Here is a 19,423-nt window from a genome sequence, read left to right on the forward strand (position 1 = left end):
CAGCCGGGATGTCTCCGCCGTCAGTCGCGACCGATCGGGACGATCGCATGATCAACTTCGCCTTCAAGCGGCTGCTGCTGGCAATCCCGACGCTGCTCGTGATGCTCACCGCGATCTTCGTGCTGGTGCGTCTCGTTCCCGGTGACGCCGCATCCGTCATCCTGGGCGATCAGGCGACCGAAGCATCGCTTCGGGCGATGCGGGCCCGGCTCGGGCTCGATCAGCCGATCCTCACCCAGTATCTCCACTTCCTCGGAGAGGTGCTCACCGGAAATCTCGGGCAGTCCCTGAGCAGCGGCCGGACCGTCGTGCAGGAGGTCCTGCTGGTGCTGCCCTCGACCATCCAGCTCACATTGGCCGCCATCCTGATCGGACTCGTGCTCGGTCTCCCGCTGGGAATCCTGGCGGCGCTCGGCCGCAACAGCTGGATCGACTACGTGTCACGGCTCGTCTCGTTGCTCGGACTTTCCTTCCCGGCATTTGTGTCGGGCATTCTGCTGCTCATCGTCTTCGCGATCCACCTGGGCTGGTTTCCGGTTCTCACGTCGGACAGCTCCGATCCCCTCGACCGGCTGCGAAGCCTGGCCTTGCCCGCGCTGAATCTCGGGCTGATCCTGATGGCCTATGTGGTGCGCGTCACGCGGTCATCCATGCTCGGCGTGCTCGGCGAGGACTACATCCGCACGGCGCGCGCGAAGGGCGTCACGCCGGTTCGCCTCGTCCTGCGGCACGCTCTGCGCAACGGCCTCATTCCGGTGGTGACCGTCGTTGGTCTCTATTTCGGGACACTGATCGGAAACTCCGTGCTCACGGAGATCATCTTCAACCGGCCTGGGCTCGGGAAGCTGATCTTCGGCGCGCTCAATTCCCGCGACTACACGCTGCTCGAGGGATTGATGATCATCTTCGCGATCTGCGTCATCGTCGTGAACACGCTGACGGACATTACCTATGGGCTGATCGATCCGCGGGTGAAATACAAATGACGATCGAGATCGCGACCGTTGGTGTGTCGCAGCCCAGCCGGCTGTGGCTGGTGTTTTCCAGGAATCCCCTGTTCTGGCTGGGCGCTTTGCTCCTGGCGTTCATCGTGGCGGTCGCGGTGTTCGCACCGCTGATCGCGCCGCACGATCCGCTGGAGCAGAACATCGTCGCACGGCTCGAGCCGCCGTCCCGGGAGTTCCTGCTCGGAACGGACAATTACGGCCGCGATGTCCTGTCGCGCCTGATCTATGGAGCTCGCATATCCCTGATGGTCGGCTTCGTCGCGATCCTGATTGCGATGACGATCGGCTGCACCATCGGGATCGTCGCGGGCTATGCCGGGGGCTTGCTGGATCAGTTCGTGATGGGCGTCCTCGACGTCATGCTCTCCTTTCCGGCTCTGCTGCTCGGATTGATGATCGCGGCAATGCTCGGCGCGAGTCTGCAGAACCTCATCATCGCAATCGCCATCACGGAGATCGCGCCGTTCGCACGCGTTGCCCGCGCGCCGACGATCGCCTTGAAGCAGCAGGACTTCGTGATGGCTGGCCGGGCGCTCGGCTTCAGCCCGGTCCGGATCATGGGCGTCCATATTCTGCCCAACCTCATCTCGGATGTCGTGGTGATGAGTTCGCTGTGGATGGCGTCGGCGATCCGCACCGAGGCGTCCCTGAGCTTCATCGGTCTCGGCGTTCCGCCGCCGACGCCGACCTGGGGCAGCATGATCCGCGAAGGATTCGACAACATCCTCGACGCATGGTGGCTCGCGGTGTTTCCAAGCCTCGCGATCCTGCTGACCGTGCTTGCACTGAACCTGCTGGGCGACGCCCTGCGGGACGCCATCGATCCGAAGCTGAGGGCTGAGTAGCGACATGACATCCTTTCCGAGGCCGGCTCTCGACTTGCGCAACCTGCGGACCGAATTCCGGATCGGCGACCATTGGTATCCGGCCGTGCGCAATCTCTCGCTCGCGCTGATGCCGAACGAGACGCTGGCCGTGGTGGGCGAATCCGGCAGTGGCAAGAGCGTCACCGCGCTCTCGATCCTGCGCTTGCTTCCGCAGGCCGGGGCCCGCATCCAGGGCGGGGAAGTGCTGTTCGAGGGGCAGGACCTGGTGACCTTGTCCGAGCGGGACATGAGCACCATTCGCGGCAATTCGATCGCCATGATCTTCCAGGAGCCGATGACGAGCCTCAATCCGACGATGACGGTCGGCGACCAGATCGCGGAGGCGATCCTCATTCATCGCGGGGGCTCGCGCATCCAGGCCAAGGCCGAGGCGCTCCGGTTGTTGACGGAGGTCAAGATTCCCTCGCCGAAGAGCCGGCTCGACGAGTATCCGCATCAGTTTTCGGGCGGGATGCGCCAGCGCGTCATGATCGCCATGGCCCTCGCGTGCCATCCGAAGGTTCTCCTGGCCGACGAGCCGACCACGGCGCTGGACGTGACGATCCAGGCGCAGGTGCTGAGCCAGCTCGAAGAGCTGAAGCAGGCCTATGGCATGTCGATGCTGTTCATCACGCACAATCTTGGCGTGGTTGCACAGATCGCCGACCGGGTGGCGGTGATGTATGCAGGAGAGGTCGTGGAGCTTGCGAGTGTCGATGCGCTGTTCGCAAAGCCGATGCACCCCTATACGGCGGCGCTGCTGCGGGCGATGCCCCGAGCCGATCGGGCCAATGAAACGCTCGAGCCGATTCCCGGCAGTGTTCCCGCTCTGTCAGCCGTGCCGACAGGCTGCGCCTACGCGCCACGCTGCCCCTACAAGGATCGCAGTTGTACCGAGTTGCATCCGGAACTCGTGTCATCTGGTGATCCCGGACATCTGGTGCGCTGTCCCGTCAGACCGGCTGGAGGACTCCACTGATGACGACGTCTCTCGGCGACGGCGAATTCGTCGTACGCAACCTCTCCAAGAGTTTCGTGAGACACGGACGTTCGGGCGCTAACAATGTCCGGGCGGTCGATGACTTGTCCTTCCGCATCCCGAAGGGAACGTCCCTCGGACTCGTGGGAGAGTCCGGTTGTGGCAAGTCCACGGTCGCCCGCGCCATCCTTCGTCTCATCGAGCCCGATCGAGGATCCATCCTCTTCGACGGCATCGATGTGCGGGCCGCGAAGGGCGCCGCCTTGCGCGCGTTGCGGCGCCGGATGCAGATCGTGTTTCAGGATCCCTATTCGTCGCTCAACCCGCGCCGGACAATTCGGCAGACCCTGGAAGAGCCCCTCCGCGTTCATCTGCGCAGCTCATCCAAGGAGATCCGGGAGAAGGCGGAAGCGGCCATGGTCGAGGTCGGCCTGCCGCGCGACGCATTGGAGCGCTACCCGCACGAGTTCTCAGGCGGCCAGCGGCAACGAATCGGCATTGCGAGGGCGCTGGTCCTGGATCCCGAACTGGTGGTCGCCGACGAAGCGGTTTCAGCGCTCGACGTTTCGGTCCAGGCTCAAATTCTCCGGTTGCTGGAGGGGCTTCGCGAGCGTCGCGGCCTGTCCTTCCTGTTCGTTTCGCATGATCTCGGCGTGGTCCGTCATTTCTGCGACCGGGTCTGCGTGATGTATCTCGGCCGTATCGTCGAAGAGGGGCCGACGGTGGATGTTCTCGATCGTCCGCTGCATCCCTATACGAAGCTTCTGCGCGACAGCTATCCGATCCCGGACCCCAAGACGCGCCGGCCTCTGGTCCAGATCGTGGGAGAGGTGCCGTCTGCAACCAATCCGCCTCCGGGCTGCGGCTTCCATCCGCGTTGCCCGAGAGCGGAGGGGCCGTGTCGCGCCGAACCGCCACAACTGGAAACGTCGGGCGGCGACCGCGCCAGCGCCTGCTACTTCCCGGAAACGAGCGACGTCGCCTGGGGCAGCCTGCGCATCGGAGCGCGATGACCGAAGCCGGAGCTTCCTGGCAGGTCCGCGCGCGGGCGCCTCGGCTTCATCCCATGCGATCGTCGCAGCTTCGCGTGCTCCTGACCAGTTCGGGGCGTGGAACGTAAGTGGTCGGCCCGTCCGGCGCGAAGTCGAGCGAATAGCCCAGTCCTCGGACCGTGCGGATGTAGTTCGGCTCGCCGCGTTCACAAAGAGCCTTGCGGATGCGGCTGATGTGCACATCGATCGAGCGCACGGCGTTTTCCTGGGTATGCGCCCGTATGCTGGATAGAATCTGCTCGCGCGAGAACACCTTTCGGGGGCTTTCGAGGAGGTGTTGCAGGATCCGATACTCGACAGGGCAGAGGCGAATGCAGCGGCCGCCTCGGGACACGCGATGCGCCTCGGACTCCATGACGATATCGGCAAACCGAAGCACCTTCGGACCGGGGCTGGCCGATGCGCGCAGCAGACCACGCAGCCGGTCGATGAAAATGTCTGGGAGAAACGGCTTCAAGATGTAGCTCGTCCGATCTGCATGGATGCATTCGTCCTCGAAACGAGGTGGAGCGCTCGCCATGATCAGCGTCGGGACGTGTTGCGTTGCTGGAGTCCGCTGCAACTGTTCGAGAGCGCCGGCGAGCCGGTCTCCGCACGCCATGTCGTCCAGGGCGATCACGCCGGGACGCGCGACCGTCGCGGCCGCGATCGCATCTGCCAAGGTGCCGATCAGCAGGCAGTCGAAGCCGTTGCTGTCGAGGATGTATTTCAGGAGGCTCGTGAAACTCTTGTCGCCGACCAGCAGGATGCGCGGTCTTGCGGGCATCGATGCGGACGGGGCTTCTTTGTCTGTCGCAGATGCATGGACCGGCATCTCGGCTTTGCCTGCGCCGGCGCGGTATTCGTCGGCCAGCTCGCTGTCATCGGCTAGGGCTGCTCTGTGCGACATTCCCGTCTCCATCGCTTGTCCGCTGGCGAGACCGAGTAGAGCAGCTTCCGGTAAGCATGGCAGCTACCAGACCGGATAGCGGATCGCGAGCCACGGGCCTCTACCAGGGTTGGTAGTGGAAAGGGGAGTCTGGTCGCCCTAGCTTCGTACAGCAGGCTCTCCGTGCCGCAACCGTTCGCAATTCATCGATGCTTTGGCGCTTCGGTCGAAGGACCCATGGTATGATTGTCGGGGAGGCACGAATGGCAGGCCGCATCGGCGTCATGCAGGGCGACCTCATGGAGCCCGCCGACAGACGGCGACGAGGTTTTCTCAGCGACCGTTGGCGCGAGGAATTCCGGCTTGCCCAAGAAGCTGGCTTCGCGCTGATGGAGTGGAGGATCGGTGAGGAACCGATCCTGATGAATCCCCTGATGTCGCCGATTGGACGCGAGCAACTGCGACAACTGAGCCGCGACTACGGCATCTGCATTCCGTCGTTGTCCGCTGATTTCATCATGCAAGCGCCATTCTACGGGGTCACTGGCCGCGAGCATCGGGCGCGTCTCGATCTGCTCGGCGCCGTGATCGAGGCATGCGCCGAGATCGACATCACGAGTCTCGTGGTACCGCTCCCGCGTGGCGGGCATGAGCTGTCCTCGCGGGACGTGATGGCGTTCCGGTCCGGACTCGATCGGCTCTTGCCGCTGCTCGAGGCTTGTGGCGTCGTCCTCTCGCTCGATGCCGATCTTGATCCGCAGTCACTGGCATCGCTCATTGCGCCATATCCCGCGGACCGGCTCGGCGTCACCTACACAATCGGGTGTCAATCACCGCTCAGCGCGGCCGCCGATGAGGTGTTTGCCGCTTACGGCGATCGGATCGTGAATGTCCACCTCGAGGGTTGGACTCGACACGTCGAGCGCGCTTCGCCTTGTCGTCAGCAAACCCACTTGGCCGACGCGCGCCATCGCCTGAGGCGCGCCGGCTATCGCGGCGATTTCATTCTTCAATCGCCATCCGGCAATTGTCGCGCGGCGGTGCTGGCCCAGTACGGCGCCATGGCGGCCACATGGTGGAGCGTCGGTGGGGCGGATCATCTCAGTCTCGCTCCAGGCATGACGGACGTGTCCGAGAGCCTGCAGGAACTGGCTCATACTCAATGACTGCTGGGCGACAGCCCTGCGAGGCAAACTCCCCGCATTGTTTGATTTGATCCTTTGCATTTGAAACGCTCGAGCTCTCGACGGGGCTGAAGCGTCATTTTGATCGCGTCGGCCGCGCGCTTGCGCGGGATGCCGGCGCGCGAGTTGTCTCACGCCAGATCGGGCTTGGCCGATGGAATCTTGCAGGTCGTGCAAGACAATTTGCGTCGTCTTCTAAGTAATTGTTGCAGCCAGAGCGCAGTCCATGAGCGGGATGCTGCCGTATGTTTACAGAATTATTATGTTGACCGAACCGCGCTGCTCTCAGAATACTTGCGTCTACTTTAGATTGTGTCAGGGAGCAGTGACATGCAGACGTCGGTTTCGATCATTGGTGCCGGGAATTGCGGGTGTGCTTTTGCGGCCGACCTCGCCGACCGAGGCGCGAACGTATTGTTGTACGCGCATCCAGAACATCGCCGGCATGCCGAGACAATCGAGCGCAACGGCTATCTGGAAGCGGGAATGAAGATTGAGGGCCGCTTCCATCCGAAGGTCAGTTCGGACATGGCCGACGTCGTCCGATTCTCGAAATTCATCGTCATCACCGTTCCATCCTATGGTCACGACTCCATCCTGAGCGAGCTCGCGAAGTTTGACCTCAGCAGGCATGTCGTGATCTCGATCACCGGCAACTTCTTCGCGCTCATGGCGCGCCGGCAGATCAATGCGCGGTACATCCTGGAAACCGCGACCGCGCCCTACGCCTCGAGAATGCAGGATGGGAAAGTGACGGTGATGGGCATCAAGAGCGTGATGCCGATCGCGGCGATGCCCGTCGATGTCGATGACGATCTGCGCGATGAGATCGGCGCCATTTTCCCGATGCCGCTGGAGTGGCGCAGCAACGTTCTCGAGATCGGAATGTCCTGCATCACCGGCGTGATTCATCCGACGCCGGCCCTGATGAACACCGGCTGGATCGAGACGCGCAAGGGCGACTTCTACTTCTATCGCGAAGGCATGTCCGCCTCGGTCGCACGGGTGATCGGACAAGTCGACCAGGAGCGCATGGCGATCGCCAGGGAATTCGGCTTCAAGCCGCAATCCGTCGTGGCGATCATGAACAGCTACTACAGCCGCGACTTCGCCGATTTTGGCGAGTTCGCCAGAGAGACGGTCGAACACAACACGACGAAGATGGCGCCGACGCACATGCGCGACAGGTTCATCGTGCAGGACGTCCCGTACGTGCTGGTTCCCTGGTTCGAGCTCGGCGCCAAGGTCGGGCTGCATTGCACGGCGATCAAGTCGATCATCGACCTCGCCTCGATCGTCAATGACACGGACTATCTGGCGACCGGCCGAAACCTGCGCAGGCTGGGGCTGGATGCCGCGTCGAAGGGGCAGGTGATCGAGACCTTCAGCGCCCCGATCGCGGCCTCAATCGCGCCCTCGATCGCGGCCCCGATTGCGCCCTCGATCGCGCCCTGGGCCGACGAGCTTCGCCGCATCGCGTAAATCTTGGCCGCTTCTCGACGGCGAGGGCTCCCATGACACTCATCAGTGGCCGGCAGGTCGTGCCCCACGGTTCGGCATCAACTCACCTGCCGGCGATCGGCTACAAGGTGCTCTCGGCAGCGGTGCTCGCCGTCATGTTCGCCTTGATCAAGAAGCTGGGCAGCGAGTACCCCGTCGGACAGATCGTCTTTGTCCGAAGCTTGTTCGCGCTGCTGCCGGTGCTCTGGCTCGTCCGGCGCCTCGGCGGCTGTCGCCTGCTTCGGACGGAGCGGCCGGGCGCGCATCTGCGCCGCTCGGTCGCCGGTCTGTCCTCGCTGTTTTTCAGCTTTACCGCGGTCGGCATGCTGCCGCTGGCGACGGCGACGGCGCTCGGCTACGCCGCGCCATTGTTCATTACGCTGTTCGCCATACCCCTGCTCGGCGAGAGCATCCGCCTGCATCGCCTCGTCGCCGTCATCCTGGGGTTCGGCGGGGTGCTGCTGATGGCCCATCCCGATGGCCGGAGCATCTCCCCTGGAGTTCTGATCGCGCTGGCCGGTGCGGTGGCGACGGCCTTTGCGTTGATCTCCATCCGGCAGATGCGGGACACCGAGACGAGCATGGCTATCGTGTTCTACTTTTCACTGTCAGGAACAGTGGTGGGGGCGGCGACGCTGCCGTTCTCGGCCGTCTGGCCGACCCTGACGGATCTGCCGATCCTGGTCGCGATCGGTGTTCTCGGCGGCGCGGCCCAGCTCCTGCTCACCAAGGCCTACCAGATGGCGCCGGCCAGCGTCGTTGCGCCCTTCGAATACGCCACCTTCCTCTTCGCCTTTCTGCTCGGTCTGCTGGTCTGGCATGAAATGCCGGTGCCGATCGAACTGGCCGGGATCGCGGTCGTCATCGCCTCCAATCTGTGCATCGCGATGTACGAGCAGCTGGCCGGAGTGTCGTTGAAGCTTCGCCTGCCGGGCAAATGGCACCCCGTCCCGACGATCCGCGCCAGGAACGATTGAGCGGGCTCGCACGCGCGTCCGCGCAATCCCATAACTCCGACGAATAGGCGTTGCTGATATTCGACTTTGACCTTGCCGCTCGCATTCGCGAGGAAGATGCTTAGAGCTTCGCGCCCCTTCGACAGTGCTCCGTTTTGACTTGCGGGTCGGAACGCTGCGCTTTCCCCGATCCAGCATCCATGTCGATGATCCCCTGGAGGCCACATGACGTACACCGCTGCCGAGCTGTTGGCCGAATGGGTCAGCGCGAGCGACGTTCCGGAGGACGCCAAGGTCAGCGCGGCGAAATGCGTCTTCGATCTGATGACCGCAGCGATTGCCGGATATCAGACGCCGAATGCTGCGGCCGTGCGCCGCGTGGCGCGCGCGACGTGGGGCGAGGGCCCGGCGGCGATGTGGTTTTCAGGCGAGCGGTCGACCGCTGCGGGGGCAACCTTCGTCAACGCGGCCTGCGCATGCTCTCTCGATCTGGATGATGGCCACCGCGCCGCCTCGGGGCATCCGGGCGCCGCGATCATTCCGGGCGTGCTGTCGCTGCTCGGGAGCCCGTCCCTGGACGGGCAGCGCGCCCTGGCCGCGATTGCCATCGGATATGAGATCGGCGTGCGTATTTCCGCCGCCAGGGATCTGCGCAGCGTTCCCACCGTGAACAGCGGCCTGTGGAGCGGCCAGGCCGTCGCCGCCGCGGTCGGCTGGCTGAGAGGGCTGCCGCCGGGCCAGATCGCACACGCGATCTCGATCGCCGGCACGACGGCACCGAGCCAGTCGGCCACGCCCTACACCCGATTCAGAGGCAACAGCGTCAAGGAGGGCATTCCGTGGGGCGCCGCCAACGGAATTCTGGCGGTCGATCTGGCCCGGCACGGCTTCACGGGGCCGGTCGACATCCTCGACAGTGCGGAGCGTTACGATCGCGCGCGGCTTCTCGACGGGCTGGGCACGAGCTGGCTCATCAACAGCACCTATTTCAAGCCGTATAGTTGCTGCCGCTGGATCCACGCGCCGATCGACGCGCTGCTGAGCCTGCTGACCGACCACGACATTCGGCCGGACGCCATCATCAATATCGATGTCGAGACCTTTGGCCGGTCCCTGACCCTGAGCAACGAGGTGGCGCCAGCCACGCTGGAGGGAGCGCAATACAGCCTTCCGTTCTGCCTGGGCGTCGCCGCGACCAGCGGCGCGCGGGCGTTGCTCCCCCTGAGCAACGAATCGCTCGCGGATGCACGCGCGATCGAGATCGCCGGCCGCGTGCGGATGACGGTCAATCCTGAATTCGAGCGCATGTTTCCGGCGGCGGTCCCCGGACGAATCCGGATCACCACCGGCTCCGGCACGTTCGAGCGGACCGTGCTGGCGCCGAAGGGAGAGCCCACAAACCCGATGAGCTCAGACGACATCGGGATCAAGTTCCAGGCCATCGCGGCGGAGCGCGTCGACGCCGGTGTTGCGGCAGGGATTCGGCATGCGATTGGTGCGTTGCGGAGAGGCGATATCGCGCCGTTGCACTCCATCCTGGGAGACAGGCTGTTCGCCAGCCCGATCGAGGCCCCGGCTCTCGAACGGTGCGAGGTCGCCGAATAGGCGACCAGAGCCGAAGCGACAGCGACAGAAAATCTCGTCCCAATGCTGCGCCGACGGATCGAGAGGCACGGTGCCATCGCGGCCCGCTGCCATGCGCGGCGCGACCATTGCTGAAGAACTCCGTTCGCTCCGCGTGATTGGCGAGCTCTGGCTCGGTGCACGGCGCACTGAGGTCGGCCGTCCGGTCATATCAGGACCTGAGGGCCGCGCAGCCTGCCATCGGCATCGGACCACCATTCTCGGTAGCTCGCCAAGCGACGTCCTGCGTGGCATGAGTAGGATGCGGCGGCCGATGACGGCGTGCTGCTGAGAGCGCATCGCTGCGAACGGCTCCGCGTTCAATCACGGTGCTCGTCGGCGTCGATCAGTTGCGTGAGGCTGTAGTTGCAACCTAGAACTTAATGATTACGCGCCGAAACAGATATTGTATTGATGTTAATACGACTGAACGGTATCGTCTGACACTGCAGAAGAAGGGAAGTCGCGGCGTCTACGAAGTGTACGTCGCTGATTTTCATCGATGACTTGCAGCGATGATTTGCAGCCGATCGGTTGTCGGCGACCTTCCACCGACTGAAAATCTCGGTTTGGAGATCGGTGATGTCTCTTGACGAAACATTGCGGATTTTGGCGACCGTCGAGCCGGGTGGTCTGGCGCTCGATCAGCTGGCCATCGATGACAGTCCCGATGCCGTGCTGGTTGCCCTCGGCCGCAGCTTCGAGGCCCTCTCCGCCGAACTCGCCGCGCTCCAGCAGCAAGATGCTCAGTGTGCTGCCGCCGCCTGTGAAGCGAAATCACAACTCACCGCGGTGGTCGCGCCCGGGCTGGAGCGCATGGAAGCCGTGCTGAATTCGCTCGACCCGATCGAGCGAGCAATCATGGCAATTCCGGCCAGGACGGTGGTCGGCCTCGGTGTCAAGGCACGGCATGCTGCACATGTGCTGTCCAACTACTGGATGGACGTTCCCGAGAGCCTCGACTGGGATGCCCGAACCGTGCGCCACCTCATCGAGTCCGCGTGTTCGGTCGCCGGAGTGGAGCTGAGCTGAGGCCATCTGCGCTGGGTCGCCGGTGTCCGCCGGCACGCGCGTGGCACCAGGCGGCTCGAGGCGGCCGTCGAGATCCGAGAGCTAGCGGCGCCGCGCGATCAGGGCCTGGGATTCGATGACTTCAACGACGTGTCCATCGCTTGCGAAGGGCGCCATTTCCGTCGTCATGTCCTGCACGAGCTGATCCGTGAGCGCCCCGAGCTGTTCAGGCGAAGAGGTCGACATCGACAGGGCTCGATCGATCAGCCGTTCGACGGGAACCCGTCGCTGCTCGATCACCCCGATCCTGCTGAGCTGACTGAACGCGGACTCGAGCAGCAGTGCCTCGTGGCGCAACCGTTCGGGTGCGAAGCCGACGCTCCGGTTCGTGAACCGATCGACGACCTCCGAATAGCGTTTGTACCAGGTGTTCTGCGGCACATCCGGACGGACGTCATTGAACAGCAGGACCGCGCCATCGTCTTCGATCAGCGCGTCGAGCGTGCGTAGCGTTGCGGCGCGGTCCATCCAATGAAACGCGCGCCCGATCGCCACCGCACGAAACCGGCCGAGCTGCGGCCCGAGATCGTATGAGCTGCCTTCGATCCATTCGATGTCCACTCCCGCGGTGGCGGCGAGCGCGGACGCAGCCTCGAGCATGGCCGGCTCCGGATCGACCCCGACGACCTGCCCGACGAGAGGGGCGAAGGCGATGCCGAGCCACCCCGGCCCACAGCCGAGGTCCATCAGCCTATGGCGTTTCGTCAGGTGCAGGTGGTCGGCCACGGTCTGGATCAGCGCTTGCGCATAGTTCGGCCGTCCGGCCACGTAATGATGGACCGTCGATGCAAAGCGAGGGAACGAGGAAGAAGCTGGTTCGAACGTCATCTGTGTCGATCAAGGCGCGAGGAGAGGCCGGTATCGCGTGACGCCTCCGGACGATGCTAGAAATCTTTGAGCGGCATGCGAAGCTCGTAGGTTGCGGGAGGAGCCAGAAGTTCGAAATGCTGGATCGGCCGCCCGGCGCTGTCGAAATGGATGCGCACGACCTTCAAGAGCGGCGCGCCGATCGCGACGTTGAGACGCGCGGCGACGATCGGGTCGGCCGCAGCCGCCGTCACGATCTGCTCGCCCGACGTGAAGGTGATCCCGAACTTTTGCAGGATGGCATAGAGCGAACCACCCTCCATGTCGTCCGGACCAAATTGCCGTCCGATCGCCTCCGGAATGTAGGTCGTGACCTGCATGATCGGCCAATCATTCATGTAGCGTATTCGGACCGTCCGCTGGAAGAGGTCGCCCGGCCCGGCCCTGAAGTGCTCGCGAATGTGCCGAGGTGCCGGCTTGAAGTCGAACTCCACGACGTGAGCTCTCGTCGTGCGCACAATCTCGCGATTGCGCGCAGCGAGGTCCATCATCGGTACCGTGAGAGGCTCGGGTCGCGAGAGCTCGCGGACGAAGGTGCCGATACCTTGCCGGCGCTCGATCAGGCCGAGTTCATTGAGCGTGTCCAAGGCCGATCGGACCGTCACGCGCGAGACGCCGAACAGTGCAGCCAGCTCCGCTTCGGTGGGAAGCGGCTCTCCTTGCGCATAGCGCCGCTCCGCGATCTCGTCCTGCAGAACCAGGAACACCTGATGATGCAGCGGAATGTCGCGCCGTCGCCGCGCCAGCAGCGCGGCCCGTCCCTTCGACAGCTTGGGCTTGTCCGCCGATTCCGTTTTCCGCTGCCGCTTTTTGGCGACGGTGGCGGACACGTTCAATTGCTGCGACAGTCGCGGCGCCACAGCCTAGCCTTGATGCAACAATGCTGCGGGTGGGGTCATCGGGCTGCAGCCTTCCAAGAGTTCATCGTGATGCCAGCGCCTCGTGAGCCTTGTCGACGAACTCGTTGGTGAATGTCTGTGCGAGGTCGACCTGAACGCCGCGCAGTTGAGGGTCGACGGTCGACAGCACGCGATAGGCGATGCTCGCGCCCTCGGGACTGAACCGGCCATCAGGAGAAAACATGTCCCGCGTGCCCCGGATGGAGGCGATGAAGACGCTGCGATCGGGCTTGGCCCATTCCTCGGGAAGTGCATCGGCGATGTCTTCGACCGATGCGCGCTCGATCCACTGCAGGGCGCGCACCATCGCGACGGCCACGGCCTGGAGTGTCCCGGGATTTCGGTCGATGAAATCCGACCGCGCGTAGATCGTCCCCGAGGGATAAAGGCCGCCGAAGATTCCGATCGTGCCTTCATTGGTCCGGGTATCGGCGACCAGCTTGACGTCGCCTGCAGTCGTCAGCGCGGTGAGGGCGGGTTCTCCGGTGACGACCGCGTCGACGGCGCCGTTGCGAATCGCCGCCACGGCGCCGGTGCCGCCGCCGACACTGACGAAGGACATGTCGGCCGGGGAGACGCCAGCTTGCAGCGCGATGTACTCCACCATGAACTGGGTTTGGGATCCGAGCGCAGTGACTCCGATCTTCATGCCTCTCAGGCTGCTCGGGTCGCGATACTCGGATGCCTTGTCTTTTCGCAACGCCAACGCGAAGGTCGGGTGTCTGCCAAACAGAACGACACCGACAATCTTCTGACCTTTTGCGTGCATCTGGATGGTATGGTCGAAGGCCCCGGCCGTGAGTTCAGCGCTTCCGGCCACGAGAGCCTGGAGTGCCTTGGATCCGCCGCTGACGTCGAGAATCTCCGGGTCGAGGCCGGCGTCCTTGAAGAAGCCGAGTCGCTCTGCGAGCGTCACCGGTGCATATTGCAGGAAGGCCTTTCCGCCGATCGTGATCCGGACCTTGGACGTCTCGATCGAGGTGCCCGCCTTCGCCAAGCTCGGCAGGCCGCACAACGCCACGAACGGAAGCCCCAGGAAACTACGTCGCTGCAACACTGGCCGGGTCTCGCGGAGCTTTGGAGGGGAGCGTGCGCGGTCGTGATTCGATCTCACCAAACCAACACTTCTGAATCATACGAATGATCATTCGCCCGAGCAAGGCAAAAGCTCGCCGAGGTTGCAAATGTCGATCGCACGTTTGGCGATTGTCGTATCAGAATACGACCAAAAATTGTCATTCAGGAAATCGAGCGCTGTCGAGTTGCCAGGTCGACTCGTCATCTGGATTCGACCTACCACATGCTCTCGTCGAGAGCCGCGAGCCCAGGATCCTGCTTGCCGAACGAAAGCGTAACGGAGCCGCAGACCACTGCGGTCTCACCGTGCTCACCTGTCCCGCGACGCCGAGGTGGGATCAGGTCAGCCACGTCACGCAACTCGGTGTTGGAGCCGGCCGTGCGAAGCGATCGAGCGGAGATGGACTGAGCCTGTGCGGGCTCGCAAGCATCCCAGTTGCGTGCTACGGTCCTGGCGGAGTTGCAGCGCGGCTTGGTCATCCATCTCGGGCGCTGTTGCGTTGTGGGATGACCTGGAGGTCCCATGTTCGTCGACCTGCCCGGCTACTGGCCGCACGAGCCGAAGCCCGAACCGCCGAAGCGGCGACTGTCAGCCGGTCGTGAAAAGCTGCTGCTCGCGTTGCTCGGCTTCAACATGGTGATGCTGGTCGTCGCGCCGATCGGCGGCGCGACGCTGATCCATTGGCTCATCGCCGTGTTGGCGCGCTGAGACCTCCTGTCGTTAAGACCTGTCGCAGCGGTCCGGGAGCGGAGCGCTGGCTCAAGGCATCCGCCGGAAGATCTGCAGATAGTTGGTCGATGGCCGGCCGCCGATCGACCAGCGCATCGTGAACGGATTGAGCTCCACCGCCACCGTCTCGATCGCAACGAACCGGCGCGGCGCCAGCAGGGCCTGCAGCTCGGCCGGCTTGACGAAGCGGCGCCAATCATGCGTGCCGCGCGGCAGCCAGCCGAGAATGTATTCCGCGCCGATGATCGCCTTCACGAACGACACCGGCGTGCGATTCAAGGTGCCGATCACGAGCAGGCCGCCGGGGCGCACGAGATCGGCGACATGACCGACGAAGCGGGCGAGATCGGCGACGTGCTCGACGACCTCGAGCGTCAGCACGATGTCGGCGCGCGCGCCCTCGGACAGGAGATCCTCGGCCAGCGCGTGGCGATAGGCGACTGGGGCGCCCTGCTTGCGCGCATGATCGGCGGCGACCAGCACGTTGCGCTCGGCCGCGTCGATGCCGAGCGTGGCAGCGCCGAGCCGCGACAACGGCTCGGTGACGATGCCCGCGCCGCAACCGACATCGATGATCTCGAGGCCAGCCAGCGGCTCGGACGCGGCGGGATCGCGGCCGACCAGCGCCGGCAGCCGGCCGCAGAGATATTCGACCCGGGCGGCGTTGAAGGCATGGACCAGCTTGAACGCGCCGTCCGGCTTCCACCATTCCTCGGCAAGCCGCGAGAACCGCGCGATCTCCGCGGGGTCGATGGTCGAGGGCCCTTCGGCGGTGGCGGCGAAGGCGGGCTTCACGGCGTCCTTGTAGAGCATCGTCGTGGTCCTTTTTCCGGTGCGGCCAATATCGAGCGAGGCGAAGCAGCACGGCGGCGCTCAGCACGATATGGATCAAGGTGAGCGCGACCGAGGCGCCATGAAGGCGCGCAAAGCGGCGCTTCTCGCCGGCGTCGGTCGCGCGGTTGATGGCCGGCATCAGGATCTGCCGGGCGAGCACCGCCGTCAGCGCGATCGCGGCCAGGGCGGAGCTCGCAAGGGCGTCGACGCCGAGCGCGAGAAGGCCCGCGGCAGCCGCGGCTGCGATCACGAACAGATAGAAATGCGGAAAGGCGCGGCGGATCAGCGTTCGCGTCGTGTCGGCCGGCAGCGCGCTGAACAGGAACGGGGCGAAGCCGAACGAGAACAGCGTCATGCCGCCGAACAACAGCGCGGTGATGATCAGGGCGGCGGCGTTGATCATGGCGAGGGGTCCGAGCGTATCGGCCAGCGCGGCAGCATGTAAGGCACGCGGGCGCGATAGGTTTCAAACCGCGCGCCGTAGATGCCCGTGAAGCGCCGTTCCTTGAAGCGCGGCGCGAGCAGGCAATAGGCCGTCAGCACACATGCGACGGCGAGCTGATCCGGCGTCCACACCGGCACCGTCCAGAGCGACAGCGCGAACGACAGATAGATCGGTTGGCGGATCAGCGCGAACAGGCCTGTCACGGGCATGTCGGGAAAGCGCGGCGGCTTGTTCGCGGCCAGCGACAGCCAGCCGAGCGCGCCGGATTGCACCTCGACGCCGGCGTCCCAGCTCGCCTTGATCAGCAGCAGCCAGGTGCCGGCATAAGCGAGGCAGAGGATGACAAGGGCTGTGCCTTCCGCGCGCCACCAGATCACGCCGCTCGGCGTCCACAGCGCAAACAGCGACAACAGCTGTAGCGATGCGATGATCGCATAATGCGTGGTGGCGAGCGTCGCGCCATGCTTGCCGAGACGTGCGAGCCAGCGGCGTCCGGGACCGAGCAGCAGCGAATGCACCAGCGGAAACTGCAGCAGCAGGGCCGCGTTGGCGGCAAGGGACCACGGCCAGGGCACGCGGCCGAAGCTTGCGCTCATGCCGAAGAACATTGCCGTGATCATCGCGAGCACCGCCAGCGCGAACAGAGCGTGGCAGACGAGGCCCGTGACCACCGCGATGACGATGCGGCGCTTGCCGCGAGGCGCGGCCAGGGCGGAGCGCAGCAGCGCCGTGAGGCGGGAGAGGTGGGAGATGTCGGTCGGGGTGCTCACAGTCCGGCTACGCCGGGCGCGGGGACGCGGATTTCAGCAGATCATCACGGATGCGTGAGTGCCGCGGCCGTGGCCCGAAGCCTGAGGGCTCAGACCTTCATGTCGATGACGATGCGGCTCATCTCGTCGCTCGCCTTCAGCACGCGCGCATTGGCGGCAAAGCTGTATTTGGCGACGAGCTGGCTGATCATCTCCTGGGCGAGATCGACATTGGGGACGGCGACGAGGCCGTCCTTGTTGGCAAACGGCGCCGTCGGCTGGTAGCTGGGCGAGGTCCCGTTGCTGGCCTTGGTGATGGTGGTCTGCGTGCCGCCGCCGGCGACGTCGCTCTGCACCAGCTCGAGCGGATCATAGGCCTTCGGCGCACCGGCCGGCAGCGAGCCATCCGCATTCGGCAGCGCGCCGGTGCTCATCGCATTGGCGACGTTGGAGGCCGACACTTCGAGCCGGCGCGTGGCCGCGTTCATGCCGGAGACAGCGTTGGAGGCGATGGGGCTCATGGGACGCAAGCTAAGACCGGAGCCTGCGAAGCAACCGTCAAGGCGGGCAGGGGCATTCGAGGCTCGAGAGTAAGCCTTTGTTTACTCTCGTGACGCGCTGTCGAAGGCCGATTATCGGCCACGGTGCCGGCATGTTCACGGTGGATTGCTGTTGAAGACCATGTCTGCGGGCCTCCGTCTGCGGTAAATTCAAGGCCTTCAAGGAGTTCCGTCATGCCCAACTCTGGCGCCCAAACTGCCGGTCTCGACCACCACGCCAGGAAGCTTGCTGTGGGCTTTGCCAAGGGGCGGCTGCCGCAGCCGACGCCGGAGCTCGAGCGCTTCCTGCTCAGCAACGCCACCGAGATCTTCGCGGCGTCCGAGGGCGTGTGCCGTCACATGCCGCCCGCCGGCGACGACGAACCGCTCGGCATCGCCTATCTGTTCCTGCTGCAGATGCTGCTTTCGGGCCTGAACGAGCGGGCCAAGCGCGGCGCCAAGGATGCCGCCGAGCTCATCGCGAACTTCCAGTCCGATCTCGCCGCCCGCGTCGAAGACGGCGAGATCGAGGGCACGCTGCTGGCCTATCTCGGCGGCGCGCTGCAGCAGGCCGGCATCGCTCCATCTCCGGAGCTCGCTGCGGCCTCGTCCGAACTCGTCGACGAGGATGACGACGAACTGCTGCCGGGCGATATCGGCCAGGTGCTCGATGAACTGCTCGAAGCCTGCGACGGCGACCCGTTCGAGATGGTGACCTCGTTCGCGCAGGGTGCGCACCTTCTCGCTGATGAAGCGAAGGTCGCTGTGGTCACCCATCTCGCACATCAGGAGCAGCCCGATGCGCGCGCGGCCGCGGTGCTGTTCCTGCAGAACGGCAGCGCGGCGGTGCGCAAGGCCGCCGCCGCGGTGCTGGCGGAGCGGGCCTCGGCCCTGTCGCCGATCGATCTCCGGCGTGTGATCGCGATGCGCAACTGGCGGCCGGAGCGCGAGCGCGCGGCCGTCGATGCGATCATCCAGAAGGCTCGCGCGGCCGGCGTGGACTGCGCCCCCTGGGACAAGGGGGCGGTCGATGAGCTCAAGTCCAGCCCGATCGACGGCTCCGGCGCGCAGTTGCTGATCGCGGTCTCTCCGGTCGACCGCAAGACGAAGCGGATGGCGACCATCTTCACGTGCGAGGGGATTACGGAGGCCATGAGCAGCCCGCCGCAGCCCGTCCCGACGGTCAAGAAGCTGGTGGCGGAAGTGGCGACGCACGGCCCGGTGCTGGACGTCAGCCGCGGCTTCATCGACCGCATGATCGCGCATCATCTCGCTCTCACCGTCAAAGCCGGTGATGTGCCGCCGGCGGGGCTGCTGGAGGTCGCGGAAACGATCGGCGGCGCCGCGTGGCAGCCGGAGCGGATCGACTGCCGCGCGGCACTGGACGCGCTGATCGCCGACCTGCCGGACGATCTGCGCAATCCCGAGGATGTCGCTCAGGCGCTGGCCGACAGCGGTGAGATTTCAGATCTCGACGAGATCGAAGGTTCCTGGTTCGAGGACAATGCCGAACTGGAGCAGAAGGTGAAGAGCGCGAGCCAGCGCGCCCGGGAGAAGCTTCCCGCGAAGCTGCTGCAGGACAATGGTGCGATCGGCGCGCAGCGGACGCGCTGGGCGGAGCTGTTCGTGCTGACCGCGCTGTGGATGCGCGAGGGGCCGCCGGGCGATTGGCTCAGCTGGGCCGATCTCGCCGTGGTCGCGCGCGCCGTGCTCGACGGCCATGATCTCGCGGAGATCGGGCTGATGCGCAACATCGCGGAGCGGACGGTCGCGGCTCTCGCCCGCGAGGAGGACGACGACGATCTTCAGGACGACCTGTTCTGATCGTCGTGAAGGCAGGCCAGGGCGCCTGCGACATCGTCGCGCGTGGCAACGAGCACATAGTCCCCGCGCGCCGCTGACACGCCGCCGGTGATGACGACCGCGCGCTTCGGGCACAGGCCGAAGCAGCTCGTCATGACGACGCGCGGCGGCTTGCGGCCGGATGGGGCTGCAAGCCGGGTCTCGCGCTTGATCGCCTTCTTGATTCCCTTGGCGTCATCGCTGCGCTTCAGGCATTTGCGGCAAACGAATACGGGAGCCGGGCGGCGCGGGCGGATGAGGGTGGGGGAAGCCATGAGGTGGAGCTAAGTCGCTGAGCGATCCGCCGCACCCTTCGGGACTGCGCGGCCGCTTTG

Annotated in this window: 19 protein-coding genes and 1 pseudogene; 11 read left to right on the forward strand and 9 right to left on the reverse strand. The window is 64.9% G+C overall.

Annotated elements, in window-relative coordinates:
* The first annotated feature begins 47 nt into the window (after positions 1 to 47).
* The 4 genes from ACQR1Y_RS30825 to ACQR1Y_RS30840 are packed head-to-tail and all read left to right on the forward strand — an operon-like array spanning position 48 to position 3,865.
* Entirely contained in the window at positions 48 to 986 is a 939-nt protein-coding gene (locus tag ACQR1Y_RS30825; RefSeq protein WP_434859710.1) for an ABC transporter permease, read from the forward strand.
* Complete coding sequence (locus ACQR1Y_RS30830; RefSeq protein ID WP_434859711.1) at positions 983 to 1,852, forward strand: ABC transporter permease; 870 nt, start codon at positions 983 to 985, stop codon at positions 1,850 to 1,852. The genes ACQR1Y_RS30825 and ACQR1Y_RS30830 overlap by 4 nt, the downstream gene beginning before the upstream one ends.
* A gap of 4 nt (positions 1,853 to 1,856) precedes the next feature.
* Positions 1,857 to 2,852 (forward strand): ABC transporter ATP-binding protein, encoded by a 996-nt coding sequence (locus ACQR1Y_RS30835; RefSeq protein ID WP_434859712.1) that lies wholly within the window; start codon positions 1,857 to 1,859, stop codon positions 2,850 to 2,852.
* Complete coding sequence (locus ACQR1Y_RS30840; protein ID WP_434879469.1) at positions 2,852 to 3,865, forward strand: ABC transporter ATP-binding protein; 1,014 nt, start codon at positions 2,852 to 2,854, stop codon at positions 3,863 to 3,865. The genes ACQR1Y_RS30835 and ACQR1Y_RS30840 overlap by 1 nt, the downstream gene beginning before the upstream one ends.
* Positions 3,866 to 3,911: 46 nt before the next feature.
* Here ACQR1Y_RS30840 and ACQR1Y_RS30845 read toward each other — a convergent pair whose 3' ends face one another.
* Positions 3,912 to 4,793 carry a winged helix-turn-helix transcriptional regulator gene (locus tag ACQR1Y_RS30845; protein WP_434859714.1) on the reverse strand — a complete coding sequence of 294 codons (882 nt, stop codon included), beginning with the start codon at positions 4,791 to 4,793 and terminating at the stop codon, positions 3,912 to 3,914.
* Positions 4,794 to 5,035: 242 nt separating this feature from the next.
* Here ACQR1Y_RS30845 and ACQR1Y_RS30850 point away from each other — a divergent pair, with 242 nt between their 5' ends.
* The 5 genes from ACQR1Y_RS30850 to ACQR1Y_RS30870 all read left to right on the forward strand — a co-directional run bounded on the left by ACQR1Y_RS30850 (position 5,036) and on the right by ACQR1Y_RS30870 (position 11,067).
* Positions 5,036 to 5,938 carry a sugar phosphate isomerase/epimerase family protein gene (locus tag ACQR1Y_RS30850; protein WP_434879468.1) on the forward strand — a complete coding sequence of 301 codons (903 nt, stop codon included), beginning with the start codon at positions 5,036 to 5,038 and terminating at the stop codon, positions 5,936 to 5,938.
* A gap of 348 nt (positions 5,939 to 6,286) precedes the next feature.
* Positions 6,287 to 7,438, forward strand: coding sequence for an NAD/NADP octopine/nopaline dehydrogenase family protein (locus ACQR1Y_RS30855; RefSeq protein WP_434879467.1), 1,152 nt, complete (start codon positions 6,287 to 6,289; stop codon positions 7,436 to 7,438).
* Between the two features lie 32 nt (positions 7,439 to 7,470).
* Complete coding sequence (locus tag ACQR1Y_RS30860) at positions 7,471 to 8,433, forward strand: DMT family transporter (RefSeq protein WP_434879466.1); 963 nt, start codon at positions 7,471 to 7,473, stop codon at positions 8,431 to 8,433.
* Positions 8,434 to 8,637: 204 nt separating this feature from the next.
* Positions 8,638 to 10,017: an MmgE/PrpD family protein gene (locus ACQR1Y_RS30865; RefSeq protein ID WP_434879465.1), complete on the forward strand. Its 1,380-nt coding sequence runs from the start codon at positions 8,638 to 8,640 to the stop codon at positions 10,015 to 10,017.
* Positions 10,018 to 10,617: 600 nt separating this feature from the next.
* Positions 10,618 to 11,067 carry a hypothetical protein gene (locus ACQR1Y_RS30870; RefSeq protein WP_434879464.1) on the forward strand — a complete coding sequence of 150 codons (450 nt, stop codon included), beginning with the start codon at positions 10,618 to 10,620 and terminating at the stop codon, positions 11,065 to 11,067.
* 81 nt (positions 11,068 to 11,148) lie between these two features.
* On the opposite strand, the gene ACQR1Y_RS30875 is transcribed toward ACQR1Y_RS30870, so the two are convergent.
* The 3 genes from ACQR1Y_RS30875 to ACQR1Y_RS30885 form a co-directional block, all read right to left on the reverse strand.
* The gene (locus tag ACQR1Y_RS30875) at positions 11,149 to 11,934 is read right to left on the reverse strand and encodes a class I SAM-dependent methyltransferase (RefSeq protein ID WP_434879463.1); all 786 of its coding nucleotides are present in this window, start codon (positions 11,932 to 11,934) and stop codon (positions 11,149 to 11,151) included.
* A 56-nt stretch (positions 11,935 to 11,990) separates the two neighbouring features.
* Positions 11,991 to 12,803 carry a GntR family transcriptional regulator gene (locus ACQR1Y_RS30880; protein WP_434859721.1) on the reverse strand — a complete coding sequence of 271 codons (813 nt, stop codon included), beginning with the start codon at positions 12,801 to 12,803 and terminating at the stop codon, positions 11,991 to 11,993.
* A gap of 91 nt (positions 12,804 to 12,894) precedes the next feature.
* Positions 12,895 to 13,929, reverse strand: coding sequence for an ABC transporter substrate-binding protein (locus ACQR1Y_RS30885; protein WP_434879462.1), 1,035 nt, complete (start codon positions 13,927 to 13,929; stop codon positions 12,895 to 12,897).
* A 543-nt stretch (positions 13,930 to 14,472) separates the two neighbouring features.
* Between ACQR1Y_RS30885 and ACQR1Y_RS30890 the strand changes: the two genes are divergently transcribed.
* On the forward strand, positions 14,473 to 14,658 hold the full coding sequence (locus ACQR1Y_RS30890; RefSeq protein WP_434859723.1) for a hypothetical protein: 186 nt from the start codon (positions 14,473 to 14,475) through the stop codon (positions 14,656 to 14,658).
* Positions 14,659 to 14,709: 51 nt separating this feature from the next.
* On the opposite strand, the gene ubiG is transcribed toward ACQR1Y_RS30890, so the two are convergent.
* From ubiG to ACQR1Y_RS30910, 4 genes and pseudogenes are all read right to left on the reverse strand, one after another.
* On the reverse strand, positions 14,710 to 15,492 hold the full coding sequence (gene ubiG / locus ACQR1Y_RS30895) for a bifunctional 2-polyprenyl-6-hydroxyphenol methylase/3-demethylubiquinol 3-O-methyltransferase UbiG (RefSeq protein WP_434879461.1): 783 nt from the start codon (positions 15,490 to 15,492) through the stop codon (positions 14,710 to 14,712).
* 184 nt (positions 15,493 to 15,676) lie between these two features.
* Positions 15,677 to 15,916, reverse strand: a pseudogene (locus ACQR1Y_RS30900) (DUF4149 domain-containing protein); the annotation flags it as partial.
* Complete coding sequence (locus ACQR1Y_RS30905) at positions 15,913 to 16,728, reverse strand: methyltransferase family protein (protein WP_434879460.1); 816 nt, start codon at positions 16,726 to 16,728, stop codon at positions 15,913 to 15,915. The gene ACQR1Y_RS30905 and the pseudogene ACQR1Y_RS30900, both read right to left, overlap by 4 nt.
* 89 nt (positions 16,729 to 16,817) lie before the next feature.
* Positions 16,818 to 17,228 (reverse strand): flagellar basal body rod protein FlgC, encoded by a 411-nt coding sequence (locus tag ACQR1Y_RS30910; protein WP_434879459.1) that lies wholly within the window; start codon positions 17,226 to 17,228, stop codon positions 16,818 to 16,820.
* 213 nt (positions 17,229 to 17,441) lie between these two features.
* Here ACQR1Y_RS30910 and ACQR1Y_RS30915 point away from each other — a divergent pair, with 213 nt between their 5' ends.
* Complete coding sequence (locus tag ACQR1Y_RS30915) at positions 17,442 to 19,070, forward strand: hypothetical protein (RefSeq protein ID WP_434879458.1); 1,629 nt, start codon at positions 17,442 to 17,444, stop codon at positions 19,068 to 19,070.
* Here the strand turns inward: ACQR1Y_RS30915 and ACQR1Y_RS30920 are convergent.
* Positions 19,052 to 19,363: a hypothetical protein gene (locus ACQR1Y_RS30920; protein ID WP_434859729.1), complete on the reverse strand. Its 312-nt coding sequence runs from the start codon at positions 19,361 to 19,363 to the stop codon at positions 19,052 to 19,054. The two genes, ACQR1Y_RS30915 and ACQR1Y_RS30920, sit on opposite strands and share 19 nt — an antisense overlap.
* Between the last annotated feature and the right edge of the window lie 60 nt (positions 19,364 to 19,423).

Source organism: Bradyrhizobium sp. HKCCYLRH3099 (assembly GCF_051167855.1).
GTDB lineage: Bacteria > Pseudomonadota > Alphaproteobacteria > Rhizobiales > Xanthobacteraceae > Bradyrhizobium.

What these genes read in the sequence shown, in the direction of transcription:
- ACQR1Y_RS30825 (WP_434859710.1), top strand. Translation starts at nt 48, where the DNA reads ATGATCAACTTCGCCTTCAAGCGGCTGCTGCTGGCAATCCCGACGCTG.
- ACQR1Y_RS30830 (WP_434859711.1), top strand. Translation starts at nt 983, where the DNA reads ATGACGATCGAGATCGCGACCGTTGGTGTGTCGCAGCCCAGCCGGCTG.
- ACQR1Y_RS30835 (WP_434859712.1), top strand. Translation starts at nt 1,857, where the DNA reads ATGACATCCTTTCCGAGGCCGGCTCTCGACTTGCGCAACCTGCGGACC.
- ACQR1Y_RS30840 (WP_434879469.1), top strand. Translation starts at nt 2,852, where the DNA reads ATGACGACGTCTCTCGGCGACGGCGAATTCGTCGTACGCAACCTCTCC.
- ACQR1Y_RS30845 (WP_434859714.1), bottom strand. Translation starts at nt 4,793, where the DNA reads ATGTCGCACAGAGCAGCCCTAGCCGATGACAGCGAGCTGGCCGACGAA.
- ACQR1Y_RS30850 (WP_434879468.1), top strand. Translation starts at nt 5,036, where the DNA reads ATGGCAGGCCGCATCGGCGTCATGCAGGGCGACCTCATGGAGCCCGCC.
- ACQR1Y_RS30855 (WP_434879467.1), top strand. Translation starts at nt 6,287, where the DNA reads ATGCAGACGTCGGTTTCGATCATTGGTGCCGGGAATTGCGGGTGTGCT.
- ACQR1Y_RS30860 (WP_434879466.1), top strand. Translation starts at nt 7,471, where the DNA reads ATGACACTCATCAGTGGCCGGCAGGTCGTGCCCCACGGTTCGGCATCA.
- ACQR1Y_RS30865 (WP_434879465.1), top strand. Translation starts at nt 8,638, where the DNA reads ATGACGTACACCGCTGCCGAGCTGTTGGCCGAATGGGTCAGCGCGAGC.
- ACQR1Y_RS30870 (WP_434879464.1), top strand. Translation starts at nt 10,618, where the DNA reads ATGTCTCTTGACGAAACATTGCGGATTTTGGCGACCGTCGAGCCGGGT.
- ACQR1Y_RS30875 (WP_434879463.1), bottom strand. Translation starts at nt 11,934, where the DNA reads ATGACGTTCGAACCAGCTTCTTCCTCGTTCCCTCGCTTTGCATCGACG.
- ACQR1Y_RS30890 (WP_434859723.1), top strand. Translation starts at nt 14,473, where the DNA reads ATGTTCGTCGACCTGCCCGGCTACTGGCCGCACGAGCCGAAGCCCGAA.
- ubiG (WP_434879461.1), bottom strand. Translation starts at nt 15,492, where the DNA reads ATGCTCTACAAGGACGCCGTGAAGCCCGCCTTCGCCGCCACCGCCGAA.
- ACQR1Y_RS30910 (WP_434879459.1), bottom strand. Translation starts at nt 17,228, where the DNA reads ATGAGCCCCATCGCCTCCAACGCTGTCTCCGGCATGAACGCGGCCACG.
- ACQR1Y_RS30915 (WP_434879458.1), top strand. Translation starts at nt 17,442, where the DNA reads ATGCCCAACTCTGGCGCCCAAACTGCCGGTCTCGACCACCACGCCAGG.
- ACQR1Y_RS30920 (WP_434859729.1), bottom strand. Translation starts at nt 19,363, where the DNA reads ATGGCTTCCCCCACCCTCATCCGCCCGCGCCGCCCGGCTCCCGTATTC.